9 protein-coding genes and 1 other RNA gene are annotated in these 19,633 nt (G+C 64.4%); all 10 read left to right on the top strand.

Features of this window, described 5'->3' with window-relative positions:
• Positions 1-18: 18 nt before the first annotated feature.
• Positions 19-1,971 carry a chemotaxis protein CheA gene (locus ABQZ00_RS10220; protein WP_323539318.1) on the top strand — a complete coding sequence of 651 codons (1,953 nt, stop codon included), beginning with the start codon at positions 19-21 and terminating at the stop codon, positions 1,969-1,971.
• A 222-nt stretch (positions 1,972-2,193) separates the two neighbouring features.
• Complete coding sequence (locus ABQZ00_RS10225; protein WP_323539317.1) at positions 2,194-4,461, top strand: methyl-accepting chemotaxis protein; 2,268 nt, start codon at positions 2,194-2,196, stop codon at positions 4,459-4,461.
• 373 nt (positions 4,462-4,834) lie between these two features.
• Positions 4,835-7,105, top strand: a complete 2,271-nt coding sequence (locus tag ABQZ00_RS10230; RefSeq protein WP_323539316.1) for a methyl-accepting chemotaxis protein — start codon at positions 4,835-4,837, stop codon at positions 7,103-7,105.
• A gap of 297 nt (positions 7,106-7,402) precedes the next feature.
• Positions 7,403-7,936: a hypothetical protein gene (locus ABQZ00_RS10235; protein ID WP_115514501.1), complete on the top strand. Its 534-nt coding sequence runs from the start codon at positions 7,403-7,405 to the stop codon at positions 7,934-7,936.
• Positions 7,937-8,237: 301 nt separating this feature from the next.
• Entirely contained in the window at positions 8,238-10,415 is a 2,178-nt protein-coding gene (locus ABQZ00_RS10240) for a methyl-accepting chemotaxis protein (protein ID WP_323539315.1), read from the top strand.
• 188 nt (positions 10,416-10,603) lie between these two features.
• Positions 10,604-13,393 (top strand): methyl-accepting chemotaxis protein, encoded by a 2,790-nt coding sequence (locus ABQZ00_RS10245; protein WP_323539314.1) that lies wholly within the window; start codon positions 10,604-10,606, stop codon positions 13,391-13,393.
• 93 nt (positions 13,394-13,486) lie between these two features.
• Positions 13,487-13,563, top strand: a non-coding RNA gene (locus tag ABQZ00_RS10250) — sX9 sRNA.
• 419 nt (positions 13,564-13,982) lie between these two features.
• A complete protein-coding gene (locus ABQZ00_RS10255) occupies positions 13,983-14,744 on the top strand; it encodes a transporter (RefSeq protein WP_323539313.1) in 762 nt (253 codons plus the stop codon).
• A gap of 13 nt (positions 14,745-14,757) precedes the next feature.
• Positions 14,758-17,106, top strand: coding sequence for a methyl-accepting chemotaxis protein (locus ABQZ00_RS10260; protein WP_323539312.1), 2,349 nt, complete (start codon positions 14,758-14,760; stop codon positions 17,104-17,106).
• 202 nt (positions 17,107-17,308) lie between these two features.
• Positions 17,309-19,579 carry a methyl-accepting chemotaxis protein gene (locus ABQZ00_RS10265; protein WP_323539311.1) on the top strand — a complete coding sequence of 757 codons (2,271 nt, stop codon included), beginning with the start codon at positions 17,309-17,311 and terminating at the stop codon, positions 19,577-19,579.
• Positions 19,580-19,633: the final 54 nt, after the last annotated feature.

Here is a 19,633-nt window from a genome sequence, read left to right on the forward strand (position 1 = left end):
CCATCGGATCTCACGCCCATGAGCATGGACCTGCAACGTTTCCACGCCACCTTTTTCGAGGAAAGCCGTGAAGGGCTCGACGCGATGGAGGCCGGGCTGTTGTCCCTTGAAGAGGGCAACCGCGACCCGGAAATCATCAACTCGGTGTTCCGCGCCGCACACTCCATCAAGGGTGGTGCAGCCACTTTCGGGTTCGAGGCCGTCGCCGGCCTGACCCACGTGCTGGAGACGCTGCTGGACGAGTTGCGCTCCAACAAGCGCCAGCTCGAACCCAATGCGGTCGATGCCATGCTCGGTTCGGTCGATGTGCTGCGCGCCCTGCTGCGCGAAGCCGAACACGGCACTCCGGCCGACCCGGCCGCGGTCAAGGCCGTGCATATGCGCTTGAACGCGGTGCTGGCCGGCGAAGCGCCGGCCGCCGTGGTGGTCGCCAAGCCGAAGGAAGAAGAACCCGAAGCCTGGCATATCGGTTTCACCCCGGCGCCGTCGCTGTTCATGAGCGGCAACGACCCGCTGCGCATCATCCGCGAGCTGGAGCATCTTGGCCCGCTGCAGATTGCCGCGCGTCTGGAGCGCATGCCGGGCTTTGAAAGCATCGACCCGCTGGAAGCCTATCTGGCGTGGGATCTGGGCCTGATCGGCAAGATTCCGCGCAGCAAGATCGAAGACACCTTCGCCTGGGTGGTGGACGATTGCGAGCTGGACATCCGCCCGATGGCGGTGCCCGGCCCGCCGCCGAGCCTGGCGGTAGACGCCGCAGCGCCAGTGGCGGCCGTTGCACCGGCCGCTGCTGCAGAAGCCGAAAGCTCCATCCGCGTCAGCGTCGACAAGGTCGATGCATTGATCAACCTGGTCGGCGAGTTGGTGATTACGCAGGCCATGCTCAAGCAGGTCTCCGCCGGGCTGGACCCGGCGCATGCCGAACAGCTGTTCGCCGGTCTGGATCTGCTCGAGCGCAATACCCGCGATCTGCAGGAAGCGGTCATCGGCGTGCGCATGCTGCCCGTCGATGCGGTGTTCCGCCGCTTCCCGCGCCTGGTGCGCGACCTGTCCAGCCGTCTCGGCAAGCAGGTGCGTCTACGCACCATTGGCGAAAGCACCGAACTGGACAAGGGGTTGATCGAAAAGATCGCCGACCCGCTCGTGCATCTGGTGCGCAACTCGATCGACCATGGTCTGGAAATGCCCGATGCGCGCCGCGCCTCCGGCAAGGACGAGACCGGCACGATCACCTTGGCGGCCTCGCATCAGGGTGGCCACATCGTGATCGAAGTCAGCGACGACGGCCGTGGCCTCAATCGCGCCAAGATCCTGGAAAAAGCGGCCGAACGCGGCATCGCCGTGCCGGACAACCCGACCGATTCGCAGGTGTGGGACCTGATCTTCGCACCGGGCTTCTCCACCGCCGATGCCGTCACGGATCTCTCCGGTCGTGGCGTGGGCATGGACGTGGTCCGCCGCAACATCCAGGGCTTGGGTGGCGAAGTACAGCTGGAAAGCAGCGCCGGCAGCGGTACCCGCGTGCTGATCCGTCTGCCGCTGACCCTTGCCATTCTGGACGGCATGACCGTCTCGGTGGCCGGCGAAACGCTGATCCTGCCGCTGTCCTACGTGCTCGAAGCGCTGCAGCCGGCCGCCGAAGACGTCCGCTCGATGGCAGGCGAAGGCCGGGTGCTGCGAGTGCGTGGCGAGTATCTGCCGATTCTCTCGCTCACCAATTACTACGGATTCGGCGGGCAACAGTCCTCGAAGGAACCGCTGGTGGTGGTGGTCGAAGGCGACGGCCAGAAGATCGCGCTGGAAGTGGACGAACTGCTCGGCCAGCAACAGGTTGTCGTCAAGAACATCGAAAACAACTACCGCCGCATTCCAGGCGTCTCTGGCGCCACCATCCTGGGCGATGGCCGTGTGTCGCTGATCGTGGATATCGGCGGACTGGTGCGCTCGTTGAAGGTGCCGCAGGCAGCCTGATGGTAGCGCAGTCACTGCGGCAAGGATGCCGCGGTGGTAAGCCATAACGACACGGAGTATCCGCCGACGGTCTAGGGCCCGCCGGCATGCGTCACCGCCCTGCTCCATGCATGGCGACGCGTCGGGCTTCACTGCCCCACTGCTTGATCCAACGACCGTCCTCCGCGTTGCGAAGATGCCGACGCCAATGGTTTCCATTGATCTTTTTGAAAGTCGACTCCCATGAATTGGTTTCGTCATCTCGCCGTTGCGCGCAAGCTCGCTGTCGCCTTCTTTTTCACCACCTTGATCACCCTGTCCCTGGGTGCGTTTGCGCTGGTGCGCATGCATACCAACGCGCAGCTGCTGCGCGAAATCGGCCACACCTGGGCGCCGGCCGTGCAGCAATTGAGCGAAATGCGCGCCTTGCTGGGCGAATTCCGCACCTACGAGCTGGCACAGCTGGCACGCGCCAACGATCCGGACGCGGTGAAGAATTATTTCGAGCGCATGGCCAAGACGCGTGCCGAGGTGGATAGCGCACAGGCGGCGTATACCAAGACCATGACCGCTGGCAAGGAAACCGAACTGTATAACGCGGTCAAGCAGCAGTTGGACGGGTACTACGGCGCCAACGCGGCGATGGCTGCTGCCGTGCGCGCCGGTGACTTCACTGCGGCCAGCAAGGTATCTGACGAACAGTCACGTCCGCTGCGCCGCGAGCTGTTCGCCAAGCTGGTGGAGTTGACCAAATTCAACATCGCACACATGGATGCGGAGATCGCCAGTGCCGAAGCCGGGTATCAGAGCTCGCTGAAGATCATGCTGACCGCGATGGTCGTGGCGATGTTGTTGGCCGCTTTTGCAGGCTGGTTCATCGCCCGCAGCATCGCCGGCCCGCTTGGCCGCGCCACCCGTGTGGCCGGCGCCATTGCACAAGGCAAGCTGGACAACCTCATCAGCGTGGACAGCCGCGATGAAACCGGTCAGTTGCTGCACAGCATGCAAGGCATGCAACAGCAGCTGCAGGCCGTGTTGGCCGCGCAATCGGACATGGCGCAACGCCACGACGCCGGCCAGATCAGCTACCGCATGGACGCAGACGCATTTCCTGGCGACTACGGCACCATGGTGCGCGATACCAACGCGCTGGTCGGCTCGCATATCGCGGTGAAGATGCAGCTGACGCAGATCATGTCGCGCTATGCCATCGGTGACCTGAGCCAGGACATGCAACGCCTGCCCGGCGAAAAGGCCGTGCTCACCGAGACCATGGACACCGTCAAGCGCAATCTCTCTTCGATGAACAGCGAGATCAAGATGCTGGCGCAGGCCGCCGCCAATGGCGACTTCAGCGTGCGCGGCGATGCGCAGCGCTTCCAGTACGACTTCCACGCGATGGTGGCGAGCCTCAACACCTTGATGGCCACCTCCGACACCAATCTGCGCGCGTTGTCGGGGGTGTTGCAGGCGATTGCAGCCGGCGATCTGACGGCGCAGATGCACGGCGAGTTCAATGGCGTGTTTGCGCAGATGCGCGACGATGCCAATGCCACCACCGAGCAGTTGTCTGGCATCGTCGGGCGGATTCAGCACGCCACCGTGTCGATCAATGCCGCGGCCAGCGAGATTGCCGCCGGTAATAACGACCTCTCGCAGCGAACCGAGCAACAAGCGGCCAACCTGGAAGAAACCGCCGCCTCGATGGAGGAGCTCACCTCCACCGTCAAGCAGAACGCCGAGCATGCGCGTCAGGCCAATCAGCTCGCCATCGGCGCAGCGACGGTGGCCTCGCAAGGCGGCGATGTGGTCGCGCAGGTGGTCACCACCATGTCCGGCATCGAGGTGTCGTCGAAGAAGATCGCCGAGATCATCTCGGTCATCGACGGCATCGCTTTCCAGACCAATATCCTGGCCTTGAACGCAGCAGTGGAAGCGGCACGTGCCGGCGAACAGGGCCGCGGTTTCGCCGTGGTTGCTTCCGAAGTGCGCACATTGGCGCAGCGCTCTGCCGGTGCCGCAAAAGAGATCAAGCACTTGATCGACGACTCGGTCGGCAAGGTCGCCGAAGGCTCGCTGCTGGTGGACCAGGCCGGCAAGACCATGGCCGATATCGTGGCCAGCGTGCAGCGCGTCACCGACATCATGGGCGAGATCTCTGCCGCATCGCAGGAGCAATCCAGCGGGATCGAGCAGGTCAACCTCACCGTGACGCAGATGGACGAAGCCACCCAGCAGAATGCCGCGCTGGTGGAAGAAGCCACCGCTGCCGCACGTTCGATGGAAGAACAGGCCGGCCAGCTGTCCGACGCCGTAGCGATCTTCAAGCTGCAGCCCACCGCTACGGTGACGATACCGGCGCGCCCCGCCCCGACAGCGCGCAAGCCGCTCAAAACGCCTGTGGCCAAGCGCGCTTCCGCCACCGCCGCACCGGCGAGCAAAACGAAAACCGTGGCACGCCCCACCCTGGCAGCCGCCTCCGGTGGGGACACCAGCTGGCACGAGTTCTGAGGTCTTTCGCGACATCGGCTGCGGTTATGCAGCCTACACCACCAAGCCCTGGCAGCGATGCCGGGGCTTGTGCGTTTCTACGGGTATGCAGGAAGCCGCTTGTAGTCTCGCGCCTCCAGTAGCAGCACACGATGCCGCCCTGGGAAACCACGTAGCCCACAGCGCTCAGCAGCGCGCAATAGAAGGCTTGCAAACCACGGTGCCTGTGTCATCGCCTTGCACGCGCCAGCCGCCCTGCGCATCGCGCCAATGCGTCGTGTTGGCGTCGACCGCGCTGAACGCAGGCGTGCCAAGCAAGCCCGAGTGGCTTAAGAAACCCGGCGAGCGAACGCTACCGGTGTACCTCTTTTCCACCCTCCCTTAGAGAATCACCATGAAATTCCTGCACTCCCTGACCGTCGGGCGACGCCTGGCGTTGGCATTCGCGTTGCTGATCGTTTTGTTGGCCGGCTCCACCACCCTGGCGCTGTACGAGTTCAAGACCGTCAAACACCAGGTCTCGATCATCATCGAGGTCAACAATCGCAAGGCCGCGCTGCTCAACCAGATGCGCGAAAGCAACATGCTCGGCGAGCGCTACATGCGCGACTTCATGTTGGCCGCACCGCAACAACTGCCCGCCGTCGATGCGCAGCTCAAGGAAAATCGCGCGCATTACGCACAGCTGTGGGCCGCGCTGCAGCAGCTTCCGACCAACACCGACGGCATGCGCGCGCGCCAGGCCATCCAGGACAGCCTCACCGCTGCCCGCGCCACCAACAACCGCCTGCTCGGCATGGTGCGCGATGGCAATCTCGACGGCGCCAAGCAGCTGTTGAATGGCGAAGCGCAGCCCTTGCTGGAACGCCGCTCCAAGGCGATCGCCGCGGCGGTGGAATTGCAGAACCAGCAGAACGCCGCCGGGGCAGACACGATCCTGAGCAGCGTGGCACTGGCCAATCGCGCCTTGATCGCCTTCGGCCTGTTGTCGGCCGGCCTGGCCGCTGCACTGGCGTGGCTGATTTCGCGCAGCCTGGTGCGCCCCTTGCAACAGGCCACCCAGGTGGCCGAGGCGATCGCGCACGGCAAGCTGGATAATCCGATCGGCCCGCAGCCGCGCGACGAGCCTGGTCAATTGTTGACCAGCATGCGCGGCATGCAGGATCAACTCAAAGCCGTGGCCGCTGCGCAGCAGGACATGGCGCGCCGGCACGACGCTGGCCAGATCAGCTTCCGCATGGATCAGGCAGCGTTTCCCGGCGAATACGGCAGCATGGTGCGCGACACCAATGCACTGGTCGCATCGCATATCGAAGTAAAGATGAAGCTGGCGCAGATCATGTCGCGCTATGCCATCGGCGACCTGAGTCAGGACATGGACCGCCTGCCCGGCGAGAAGGCCGTGCTCACCGACACCATGGATGCGGTCAAGCGCAATCTCTCGGCAATGAATAGCGAGATCCAGTTGCTTGCGCAGGCTGCCGCCAATGGCGACTTCAGCGTGCGTGGCGATACGCAGCGGTTTCAGCATGATTTTCTGGCGATGGTGGAAAGCCTCAACCAGTTGATGGCCACTGCCGACGGCAATCTGGGTGCGTTGTCCAAGGTGCTGCAGGCCATTGCCGCCGGCGACCTGACCGAGCGCATGCACGGCCAGTTCCATGGCGTGTTTGCGCAGATGCGCGACAACGCCAATGCCACCACCGCGCAGTTGTCCGGCATCGTTGGGCGTATCCAGCTGGCTACCAAATCGATCAATACCGCTGCCGGCGAAATCGCTGCCGGCAACAACGACCTGTCGCAGCGCACCGAACAACAGGCCGCCAATCTCGAAGAAACCGCCGCCTCGATGGAGGAGCTCACCTCCACCGTCAAGCAGAACGCCGAAGGCGCACGCCAGGCCAATCAACTCGCCATCGGTGCCGCCAACGTGGCCTCGCAAGGTGGCGAAGTGGTCAGCAAGGTCGTCGCGACCATGGCCGATATCCAGGCCTCGTCGAAAAAGATTGCCGACATCATCAGCGTCATCGACGGCATCGCCTTCCAGACCAATATCCTGGCCTTGAATGCGGCAGTGGAAGCGGCGCGTGCCGGCGACCAGGGGCGCGGCTTTGCGGTGGTGGCCAGCGAGGTGCGCACCCTGGCGCAACGCTCGGCCGGTGCGGCGAAAGAGATCAAGGACCTGATCGACGACTCGGTGAGCAGGGTCGCCGAAGGTTCGCGGCTGGTGGACCAGGCCGGCACCACCATGACCGAGGTCGTGGCCAGCGTGCAGCGCGTCACCGACATCATGGGCGAGATCTCCGCCGCCTCGCAGGAGCAGTCGGCCGGCATCGAGCAGGTCAACCTCACCGTCACGCAGATGGACCAGGCCACCCAGCAAAACGCCGCGCTGGTGGAAGAAGCCACCGCCGCCGCACGGGCGATGGAAGAACAGGCCGGCCAGTTGTCCGATGCAGTGGCGATCTTCAAACTCCACCCCGGCCAGACGCAGCCGGCAACGGCAACCCGCCCTGCCCCGCAGCGGCTGACATCCGTCGCCCCGACGGGTGCGCCCCGCCACGTTGGATCTGTGAAAGCGAAGCCGGCGATCAAACCCACGATCGTCTCGCGCCCAGCCCTGGTAACGGCCACCGATAACCAGGCGAACTGGCGCGAGTTCTAAGCGCACGACGCTAACCCACCTCCCGCACGGAGGTGGATTCGGGTGAGGGGACGGCTCAGCGTCACGGCACCAGTCGTCCTCACGCCGCCTCACCCAAAGCCCCAGAACGCCCCGGCCAACCACCGGGGCGTTCTGCTATCTGGACGCTACAAAACCGCATCATCGGGCGCTTCACCACACCAACGATTCACCCGCCTGCGCTGCCGTTGGTCGAAAGGTGATCAAGCGCAAGCTTCTGCGGCCGATACACACAGCAATGAGGGCGGAAGCGCCCGCGCCATGTCGAAGGATGTCCGCATGCACACCGCCAATTCCATCCGCTCTGCCCGCAACATGCTGGGCGCCGCATTCGCCGTCGCCGTGCTGGCAGCTGGCGTGTCGTTGCCGCCCTCGTTTGCCGCACCGGCCGCACCGGTCTCCGTGCTGCTGGACAGCGTGCCGGTGAGCGCACTGCAGTCGCTTGCCATCGACCTGGTGCAATTGCGCGACGACCAACGTGCCCAGCTCGCCGCCGCGCACGATGCGGCACGCGTGCAGGCCTATGACGAGCGCATGGGCAACCTGCGTCAACGCATCGCCCGGCATGCCGGCTATTTCCAGGCCACTGCGCCGCAGGGTGAGCAGGCGCGCCAGTTTGCAGTGGTGCAGCAGCAGCTGGGCCAGTACCTGGCGCAACAGCGTCTGGCCAATCGCGCCCTGCATGCTGGTGACCTGTACCAAGCGCAAGCCTTGTCGCTTGGCCAGCCCGGCGATACCCACCAGATACTCTGGACCGAGCTGCAGAACCTGCAGGCTTCGGTGGCCAAGGTCGGCACGCCGCAGCACCGCTAAGCGCATTCCGGCGTGCGCCGATCGGCCGCAGTACGGCCACCGCCATCCCCTCTACAACACGCTGTGCCGCTTCACGTGATCTGCCTTGCAGCGGATCGTGCGCGCCGCGCGGTGCCTGCATGTTTCGGTGTGTAGGCGTCAACAGATGGCGCTGTCGCGACGCAGGCGATGGCGTGCCGGCCAGATGTCGGTGCGTTGCACGCCGTGCCGGAGCAATTGACGTCACGCAACGCTCAACATTTCTATTACCGGGTCGCTATTCGACTTATCCCGGTCACAATCCTCTCGCTGGATACCTGTCATGACGTTCAAGAGCTCGCTCGCAAAGACGTTGGCCAATGTGCCGCTCAAGCGCAAATTCTTCGCCCAAACCGCGCTCGTTGCATTGGGCATCATCATCCTTGCCGTCATCGCGGCACGCATGCAGTACGTCGATCTCACCGATACGCGTCGCGACGGGCTCAAGAGCCAGATCGAAATGGCGATGGCGGTGGTCAACGGCTACGCCGAGCGCGCCGACAAGGGCGAGATGGACGTGGCCACTGCAAAGAGCAGAGCGCTGTCCACCTTGTCCACCATGCGCGCACGCGGTGGCGTGGACTACATCTACGTCACCGACCAGGCGCCGGTGATGCTGATGCATCCCACCCGCCCGGACCTCAATGGCAAGCCCTTGACCGATGTGCTCAGCCCGGACGGCAAGCGTATTTTTCCGGCGTTCGTGACCGCCGCGCAGGCTGGCGGCGGCTATGTCGATTACACCTGGGCCAAGCCCGGGCAGAAGGACCCGGTACAGAAGACCTCGTATGCGGCGCTTTACAAGCCGTGGGGCTGGGTAATCGGCACCGGTGTGTATCTGGACGACACCCAGTCGCAGGCGCTGGCGTTTACCGGCATCGTGACCCTGGCCGGTGGCGTGCTGATGCTGCTCAACCTGCTGGTCGGCTGGATGATCGGCAACTCGATCCTGGAGCCGGTCTCGCGTGCATTGGCGGCGATCAAGGGCGTCGCACGTGGCGACCTGAGCGTGCGCACTGCCGAACATGGCAACGATGAAATCGGCCAGATGCTCAAGGCCACCGACGACATGGTGCACACCCTGGAGCGCTTCTCCGCGCAGACCAAGGTGATGATGCACATGCATGCCGGCGACGACGTCACCCACCGCATGCCCACCGATTTCCCCGGCGTCTATGGCGAGCTGGCCTCCGGCATCAACACCATGCTCTTCGAGCACCTGGATGCCATCGTCGATGCCATCGGCATCCTCAACGAATACGCACAGGGCGACCTGACGCGCGACGCGGTCCGCCTGCCCGGCACGCGTGCGGTACTGCACGAAGCGGTCGACGCGGCCAAGGCCAGCCTGCTGGCCATCAACACCGAGATCAAGCGCCTGGCGCAGGCAGCGGCCAGTGGCGATTTCAGCCAGCGTGGCGATGCAACCCGCTTCAAGCACGATTCGGCGCGCATGATCAACGACCTAAACGCGATGATGGAAGTCAGCGACCGCAATCTGGGCAAGCTGTCCGAGCTGCTGGCCGCATTGGCCGAAGGCGACCTCACCGCGCGCATGGACGGCGAGTTCCACGGCGTGTTCGCACGTATGCGGGACGATGCCAACACCACGGCCACGCAGCTGGCCGGCATCGTCGGGCGCATCCAGCAGGCGGCCGGTTCGATCACCGGCTCGGCAAGCGAAATCGCCGCCGGCAACAACGATCTGTCGCAGCGCACCGAGCAACAGGCGGCCAATCTGGAAGAAACCGCCGCCTCGATGGAAGAGCTCACCTCGACCGTCAAACAGAATGCCGAAAGCGCGCGTCAGGCCAACCAGTTGGCGATCGGCGCGGCCAGCGTCGCATCGCAGGGCGGCCAGGTGGTGAGCCAGGTGGTGGACACCATGTCCGGCATCCAGACCTCGTCCAAGAAAATCGCCGAGATCATCAGTGTCATCGACGGCATCGCGTTCCAGACCAACATCCTGGCATTGAACGCGGCGGTGGAAGCGGCGCGTGCCGGCGAGCAAGGCCGCGGTTTCGCGGTGGTCGCCTCCGAGGTGCGCACGCTCGCACAGCGCTCGGCCGGTGCTGCGAAAGAGATCAAGCATCTGATCGACGACTCGGTCGGCAAGGTGGCGCAGGGGTCGGCACTGGTGGATCAGGCCGGCAAGACCATGGCCGATATCGTGTCCTCGGTGCAGCGCGTGACCGACATCATGAGCGAGATCTCCGCCGCCTCGCAGGAACAGTCGGCCGGCATCGAACAGGTCAATCTCACCATCACCCAGATGGACGAGAGCACCCAGCAGAACGCCGCGCTGGTGGAAGAAGCCACCGCTGCCGCCAACGCGATGCAGCAGCAGGCACAGCAGCTGGACGATGCGGTGTCGACGTTCCGGGTGGTTGCCGCATCCGCCACTCAGCATGGCAATGCAGGCGTGCGCGCACCCAAGCGCGTGGCGTTGGCCGCTTACTGATAGCGGCCGGCAACACGTCGTAAGTGGCTGTCAGACCGGTAGGGCGCGGAGGAAAGTGGTGTCGGGGGGTACATGCCGATTCCGAACATCGTCCGCGCCCGCCTGACCGCCGCGCTCCTGATGGTGCTGATCTCGCTATCTGCTAATCCGCATCAGCCGGTTCCTCCCCTCCCTTTGCAGCCACGCCCATGACCTCGCTCTCCTCGCACTCACGTTTCGGCGGCCGCCTTGCGTACCGCCTGATGTTCGGCACTGCGGTCATCGCCTCGCTGTGCTTCGGCCTGACTGCGGCCATCACCTATTGGCAAAGCAGTCGTGCCCTGAGTGCGTCTGCCCAGGCCACGATGCAGAATGCCGCGCGCTATCAGGCCGAGCAGATCGGCAGCGAACTGGGTCAGGCACTGACCACCGGCCAATCGCTGGCCACCAGCTTGCTGGTGCAACGCGCCAATGGCGGCATCGGCCGCGATACGGCGGCTGCGGTAATACACGACCAGCTGCAGGATCACCCCGAGTGGGTGGGCATGGGCACGCTGTGGGAAGCGCAGGCCTTCGATGGCAAGGACAGCGACTTTGCCAACGCCAAGGGCCACGACGCCACCGGCCGGTTCATGACGTACTGGGGGCGCGATGGCCAGACGCTGGTGCGTGAGCCGCTCACCGATTACGAAACCCCGGGCCTTGGCGACTGGAATCTCAAGCCGCGTGCCCTGCTGCGGCAAACCGTTGCCGAACCCTACGACTACAAGATTGGCGGCAAGACGGTGCTGATGACCACCTTGTCCACGCCGATCCTGCAGGACGGCAAGTATCTGGGTGCCGTGACCGTGGACGTGGCACTGGCTGCGTTGCAGCAGCGCCTGGGTGCATTGCGCCCGATGGAAAATGGGTATGTCGAACTGCTGTCGCCCGCCGGCGTGGTGCTGTCATCGCGCGATACCGCGCGCATCGGCAAGCCGCTCACCGACGCGCGCCACCGCGCCATGCTCGACGCGATCAAGGACGGCAAGGATTCGGTGGATTTCACTCCCGATGCCGACGGCACGGTGAGTGCGTATGTGCCGCTTCAGATCGGCAAGGCGCAGGAGCGTTTTGCGCTGGGCGTGGTGGTGCCGTATGCGGCCATCATGCAACAGGCGCATCACCTGCTGTGGACGATCCTGCTGGTGGGCCTGGCCTCCGCGGTGGTGCTCAGCGGTGCGTTGTTCCTGCTGCTGCGTCGCCAGGTGGTGCGCCCGCTGGAATCGGCAGTGGGCGTGGCCGATGCGATCGCCTCGGGCAAGCTCGATAACCACATCACCGTGCAGCGTCGGGACGAAGTGGGCCGGCTGATGGGCGCCATGCAGCGCATGCAGGACGACCTGCGTGCGCGGATTGAACGCGACACCGCCATCGCCAACGAAAACCTGCGCATCCGCACCGCGCTGGAACACTCCGAGATGGAAGTGTTGCTGGCCGACGAACAACACAACGCAGTGTTCATTACCGAGGCGCTGCACACCTCGTTCAAGCACGGCGAGCCTGCTTTCCATGCCAAGGGCCAGACCGGCTTCAGCGCCGATGCGGTGGTCGGCAAGCCGCTGGACTACGTGTTCGGTACCGACAGCGAGGGCAAGGCGCGTGCGCAGCAGCTGCAGCAATTGCAGTCCACCACGTCGGAGCGCTACAGCTTCGGCCCGGTGACGCTGGATCTGACCATGACCCCGCTGTACGCGGCCGATGGTCATCGCAGCGGCAGCATGCTGCTGTGGCGCAATGTCAGCACTGAAGTCAGCACGCAGAAGGAAGTGGCGGCGCTGGTGCAATCGGCGTTGATGGGCGATTTCGGCCAGCGTCTGGCGCTGGACGACAAGCACGGGTTCTATCTGGAATTCGGCCGCCAACTCAACGGCTTGCTGGAAACCACCTCGCAAGGCCTGGAGCGTATTTCCAGCCTGCTCAGCGCGCTCGCCGAGGGCGACCTCACCGTGCGCATGGATGGGCAGTTTGCCGGCGTATTCGCACGCATGCGCGATGACGCCAACGCCACCGTGGCGCAGCTCACCGGCATTGTCTCCGGCATCCAGACCTCGGCCACGCAAATCAATGCGGCTGCCAGCGAGATCGCTGCCGGCAATAACGATCTGTCGCAGCGCACCGAACAACAGGCGGCCAATCTGGAAGAAACCGCCGCCTCGATGGAGGAGCTCACCTCCACCGTCAAGCAAAATGCCGAACACGCGCGCCAGGCCAACCAGCTGGCGATCGGCGCCGCCGATGTCGCTTCGCATGGCGGCGCGGTGGTGGCGCAGGTGGTCACCACCATGTCCGGTATCGAAACCTCGTCCAAGAAGATTGCCGAGATCATCAGTGTCATCGATGGCATCGCCTTCCAGACCAATATCCTGGCGTTGAACGCCGCGGTGGAAGCGGCGCGCGCCGGCGAGCAAGGCCGCGGGTTTGCCGTGGTGGCCTCGGAAGTGCGCACGTTGGCGCAGCGCTCTGCCGGCGCCGCCAAGGAAATCAAACACCTGATCGACGACTCGGTGAGCAAGGTGGCGCAAGGCTCCTCGCTGGTGCATCAGGCTGGCACCACCATGAGCGAAATCGTGGCCAGCGTGCAGCGCGTCACCGACATCATGGGCGAGATCTCGGCGGCGTCGCAGGAACAATCCAGCGGCATCGAGCAGGTCAATCTCACAGTGACGCAGATGGACGAAGCCACCCAGCAGAATGCCGCGCTGGTGGAAGAAGCCACCGCCGCCGCGCGTGCGATGGAAGAACAGGCCGGGCAGCTCACCGAAGCGGTCGCCGTGTTCAAACTCAGCCAGGTGGCCGCACCCGCAAGCGCTGCGTTTGCCGCCAAGCCGGCTGTCCGTGCCCTGCCCTCGTCCAAGCGCGCATCCACCGGCAGCACCCGCATCGCCGCACCTGCGCGCCAGTCGGGCAAGCCATCGGCCAACACGGCCGGCAACGATAGCCAGTGGCAGGATTTCTAAGAGCAGCTCACAAAACCACCGTGCTCACCGCCAGGTGGGCGCGGGTCTCCCGCCCTCCGTTCCGGAGAAGCGCGTGCCGGTGTTAGGTGCGGCATGCACCACGCGTACATTCCAGTTCTGAGCGCGCCGCCCACACCCACCTGACGACTGCTCGCTACGTTTTGCGAGCCGCTCTAAGCACGCGTGATCCAGCGACGGCGTCTGTGCAAGACGCCGTCTTGCGCACACTGCGCGTTGCGCCGAGCCTGCGCGATGCCGGCACGCACGTGGCACCCAACAATTGCCCGCTACGTCGTTCAAACGCATCACCCGTGCTGCATGGCGTTGCCGCAACGCCAGCACCCATCTGCGTGATGGGCGTACCAAGCAGACGCAAGCGCTACTAGCGACCCGGCACTGCACACGCACCCCGCCCCGCCTGGCTCCACCCATCGGCAATGCTTAAAGATTTATCTGACGTTGCCGTTAGCCTGGGTGACAACGGCTGCCTGTGCCCCACCGCAACAGCCGCTCACACACCGCATGCGCGCTTGTGCAGACAACACGCGCAGACGCATGCGTCCGAGGCTTGATCGCTGCAGGGGTCACCATGAAGTCATCTATTCTCGCCAGCTGTCTTGCGCTGTTGTGTGTCGTTGGCCATGCTCGCGCCGAAGACCCCATCGCGACCGATCGACCCGATTTCGTCGAGTCCAGCCTCACCGTCGGCAACCATCGGCTGCAGGTGGAAACCAGCGCTGCGTGGGAGCGCGATGCCTCGGTCGATGGCTATTCCACACCGACGCTATTCCGCTACGGGCTCGGCCAGACCTGGGAATTGCGGCTGGAAACCGATGGCTGGCAGCACATCGACCTGCCCGGCGAATCCAACATCAGCGGTATGTCCGATGTCTCGCTCGGCATCAAACATCATCTGGCCAGCTCCGACAGTGGCAAGACCTCGCTGGCCTGGTTGCTGCATGTGGATCTGCCCAGCGGCGCACAGGCCCTGCGTGGTCACGGGGCGCGTCCCTCGTTCCGGCTGGTGGCCGAATGGGATCTCAGCGACAGCATCTCTGCCGGCGTGATGCCCGGCGTGATCTGGGACGATGACGGCGACGGCCATCGCTACACCGCAGGCATCCTGGGTGCGGTACTGGGCAAAGCCTGGAACGATCGCGTGCGCTCCTTCGTCGAAGTGGCATTGCCGCAGATCGCCAAGAGCGACGATGGCGGCAGCGTGGCACTGCTCGATGTCGGCTCGGCCTGGCTGTTGAACAACGATGTGCAACTGGACGCGGTGTACAGCCGCGGCCTCAACGACCGCTCACCCGACCACGCCCTTGGCGTCGGTCTGTCTTTCCGCTTCTGACACGGACCGCGCAATGAAGATCATGCATATGTTGGGCGCTCTGGTGCTGGTGGCCGCGTTGGCGCTGCTCGCCCTGGGCGGTGTGGGCTACAACGGTCAGCGCGGACTGCTGGAAGCCATCGCCGCGCAGGTGATCTCTTCCGATGCGCTGCGCAACCACATGCAGGCCGACATGATGCACGACGCCTTGCGCGGCGACGTCACTGTCGGGCTGCTCGCCGCATCGCGCCAGGACGATGCCGGCATCGCCGACGCCCGCGCATCGCTGGGCGAACATGCCGGCGAATTTCGCGATGCAGTGCAAGCCAACCGCAAGCTGCCGCTGGACCCCGCATTACGCAGCGAGCTGGAAGCGGTGGCACCCACGCTGCAGGCCTACATCGCCTCTGCCGACCAAGTCATGACGCTGGCCGAAACGCATGCCGACAGCGCTGCGGCGTACCGCGATTTCACCGACAAGTTCGGCCAGCTCGAAACGCGCATGGGCGCGATCAGCGAGCGCATCCTGGCCTTGAACGAGGCCAACCGCAGCCAGGCCGAGCAGTACAGCCAGCGCGTGATGTGGCAGCAAGGCGGTGCCGTCGTGCTTGCATTCGTGTGCCTGGCGCTGGCCGCCGGCTGGATCCTGCGCTCGGTGTTCGGCCTGCTGGGCGGCGAGCCGCAGCTGGCCATGGCCGCCGCGCAACACATTGCCGAGGGCCGCCTGGACCAGCCGATTCCGGTGGCCGCAAAACATACGCGCAGCCTGATGGCGGCACTGTCGCGCATGCAGCGCGACCTGCGCGAACGCCTGGAGCGCGAGCGCAGCATCGCCGCAGAAAACCTGCGCATTCGCACTGCGCTGGATAACGCGTCCACCGGCATGTACATCGCCGACCCGGACCTGACCATCATCTACACCAACACCGCGCTGCAGTCTTTGCTGCACACCTATGCAGACGATATCCAGGCCTGCGCGCCGGCGTTCAATCGCACCGCCAACCTGGTCGGGCAACCGGTGTCGCTGCTGGAAGTGGGCAATGCGCAGGACGCGGAAATCTACCAGCGTCTCGACCGCCAGGGCGCAGCGCAACGCGAAGTGCAGTACCGCGCCACCTGCATCACGCAGAACGTGTCGGCGATCCGCGACGAGCGTGGTGCGCATCTGGGCTTTGTCTGCGAATGGCGCGACCGCACCGCCGAAGCGCGGGCGGAAGTGGATGTGGCCGATGTAGTGCGCAGCGCTGCGGCGGGCGATCTGTCCAGGCGCATCGACAGCACGGGAAAACAAGGCTTTTTCCTGCAGCTGGCGCAACAACTCAATGCCCTGCTCGACGCCAACGCAGTGAGCATCAGTGAGGTATCGCGTCTACTGAGCGCCTTGGCCGAGGGCGACCTGAGCACACGCATGCACGGCGATTTCCACGGCGTGTTCGCCACCATGCGCGACGATGCCAACAGCACCGCCGAAGCGCTGGCGCAGGTGATCGGACGCATCCAGCAGGCCGCCGGCAGCATCCATACCGCCTCCAGCGAGATCGCCGCCGGCAATAGCGATCTGTCGCAGCGCACCGAACAACAGGCGGCGAATCTGGAAGAAACCGCCGCCTCGATGGAAGAGCTCACCTCCACCGTCAAACAAAATGCCGAAAGCGCGCGCCAGGCCAATCAACTCGCCATCGGTGCAGGCGGCGTCGCTTCGCAGGGCGGCGCGGTGGTGGCGCAGGTGGTCACCACCATGTCCGGCATCGAAGTATCGTCGAAGAAGATCGCAGAGATCATCAGCGTCATCGACGGCATCGCGTTCCAGACCAATATTTTAGCGTTAAACGCGGCGGTGGAAGCGGCGCGTGCCGGCGAGCAGGGTCGTGGCTTTGCGGTTGTTGCCTCGGAAGTGCGCACCTTGGCGCAGCGTTCGGCCGGTGCGGCGAAGGAGATCAAGCACCTCATCGACGATTCGGTCAGCAAGGTGGCCGAGGGCTCGCAGCTGGTCCACCAGGCCGGCACCACCATGGCCGACATCGTCGCCAGCGTGCAGCGCGTCACCGACATCATGGGTGAGATTGCCGCGGCCTCGCAGGAACAATCGTCCGGCATCGAGCAGGTCAATCGCACCATCACCCAGATGGACGAGGCCACCCAGCAAAACGCCGCATTGGTGGAAGAAGCCACCGCGGCCGCACGCACGATGGAAGATCAGGCCGGACAGCTGGCGCAGGCGGTCGCACGTTTCACGCTTGCCGATGCGCCCCAGGTCGCCGCGTTGGCACGCCCGGCCAAGCCGACCGCCATCGCGCCAAAACCGGCAACACCCGTGCGCCGCGCATCGGTGAGCGCGCCCACGGTCGCGCTCGGTAACGACAGCCAATGGCAGGACTTTTAAGTGGTATCTGCACCGCCGCAACGACGGCATCGGATGCTGTCGTTGTGCGAACGATATTGGACGATCGGCATGTTTTCCAGGTGAATTCGCGCATATAGCCGGGCCTGGAACAGTCTGGGTCATCGTTCAGAGATAAAGAATCATCGCTCCGGGCCGCTAGCGTGCAAGACAGCAGCGCAATGCTACGCCCCGGAGTTACATGATGAACAAGTTCAACGATTGGCCTATTCGCCGCAAGCTGATGTTTGCGTTCTGCCTCAGTGCCGTGCTCACCGCCCTGCTCGGTGGCTTGGGCTTTTCGCGCATGAAGCAGATGCAGCAGCAGACCGCACTCATCAACGAGGATGTGGTGCCGGTGCTTAGCAAGTTGTCGGAGCTACGTGGTTTCGCCGGCGAATTCCGCGTCTATGAAGTTGGCCAGTTCGTCAATCTGGACGACCCGGAACGCTATGCGTATTTCTTCAAGCGCATGGACGAAATCCAGGCCAAGTATGCGGAAACGCAAAAGACGCTGGACGCCAAGATCGGGCCGGATTCTGCATTAAAGGCCGAATACGCCAAGTTGGCCGATGCCAGCACGCGCTACTTCGCCGCCAACGTGAAGCTGCGGACGTTGTACGCAGACCCCGACCGCGCTGCGGCGATGGAATTTTCGCGCAAGCAGTCCGGCGAGATTCGCAAGGAACTGTTCGCCTCGGTCGACAAGATGTATGCGCAGCAGTCCAAGGCGCTGAGCGATATGGTCGCGGCCAGCGCCACCTCGTTCAAGTTCACCAGCGCGGTGCTGCTGCTGGGCACCTTGTTGATGGCCGCGCTGTCGATCACCTTCGGCTGGTTGATCGCACGCAGCATCACCAACCCGTTGTCCAAGGCACTGGGCGCCATCCAGGCGGTGTCGCGCGGCGATCTGAGCGTGCAGGTCAGCAAGACAAGCAACGACGAAATCGGCCAGATGCTCGAGTCCACCGGCCGCATGACCCAGATGCTGCGCCGCTTCTCCGACGAGACCGCACGCATGTCGCACCTGCATGCGGCCGAAGACATCACCCACCGCATGCCGGAAGATTTCCCCGGCGTTTACGGCACCCTGGCCGGCGGCATCAACACGATGATTTTCGAACACCTGGACGCCATCACCGACTCGGTGCACATCCTCAACCAGTACGCACAGGGTGACCTGACCCAGGACGCACGACGGTTGCCGGCAAGCCGCGCGATCCTGCACGAAGCGATGGATGCGGCCAAGGCCAGCCTGTTGTCGATCAACACCGAGATCAAGCAGTTGGCGCAGGCGGCAGCGGCGGGCGACTTCAGCGCCCGCGGCGATGCAGCCCGCTTCAAGTACGACTTTGCGGTGATGGTGGCGGACTTGAACTCGATGATGGAAGTCAGCGATCGCAACCTGGGCAAGCTGTCGCAGCTGCTCGGCGCGGTGGCCGATGGCGACCTGACCGCACGCATGGACGGCGAATTCCACGGCGTGTTCGCGCGCCTGCGTGACGATGCCAATGCCACCACACAGCGGTTGACCGATATCGTCGGCCGCATCAAGCACTCCACCCTGACCATCAATACCGCCGCCGGCGAGATTGCTGCGGGCAATCAGGATCTGTCGCAGCGTACCGAGCAGCAAGCGGCCAATCTCGAAGAAACCGCTGCCTCGATGGAAGAACTCACCTCTACCGTCAAGCAGAACGCCGAACACGCGCGCCAGGCCAACCAGCTTGCGATCGGCGCGGCTGGCGTCGCCTCACATGGCGGCAGCGTGGTCGGCCAGGTGGTCACCACCATGTCCGGCATCGAGACCTCGTCCAAGAAGATCGCCGAGATCATCAGCGTCATCGATGGCATCGCCTTCCAGACCAATATCCTGGCGTTGAATGCCGCAGTGGAAGCCGCACGTGCCGGCGAACAGGGCCGCGGGTTTGCCGTAGTCGCCTCGGAAGTACGCACGCTGGCACAGCGTTCGGCCGGCGCTGCCAAGGAAATCAAGAGCCTGATCGACGACTCGGTCAGCAAGGTGGCCGAAGGCTCGGCACTGGTGCATCAGGCCGGCACCACCATGAGCGAAATCGTCTCCTCGGTGCAGCGCGTGACCGACATCATGAGCGAGATTTCCGCCGCTTCGCAGGAACAATCGGCCGGCATCGAGCAGGTCAACCAGACCGTCACCCACATGGACGAAGCCACTCAGCAGAACGCTGCGCTGGTGGAAGAAGCCACCGCTGCCGCACGCTCGATGGAAGATCAGGCGCAGCAGCTCACCGAAGCGGTGGCGCTGTTCCGTCTGTCCGCCGAACTGGAATCCCAGACCCGCGCCACGCCGGTCGTGCACCAAATCGCCGCCAAACGGCCCACCGCGCCAAGCAAGCCAGCTACCAAGACGCTTGGCAAGCCGTCTGCTAAAAGGCCCGCCGCGCGCGCCGCCGTGGCGTCGGCACCGTCCAACGAATCGGACTGGGCCGAGTTCTAAACCACGTGATCGGTCGCATGCCGGCCGATGCTGTCGAAGCCGCGCTCTTTCGGG

It is taken from the genome of Xanthomonas sp. WHRI 10204 (assembly GCF_040202875.1).
In the GTDB taxonomy this organism is placed as follows: Bacteria; Pseudomonadota; Gammaproteobacteria; order Xanthomonadales; family Xanthomonadaceae; genus Xanthomonas.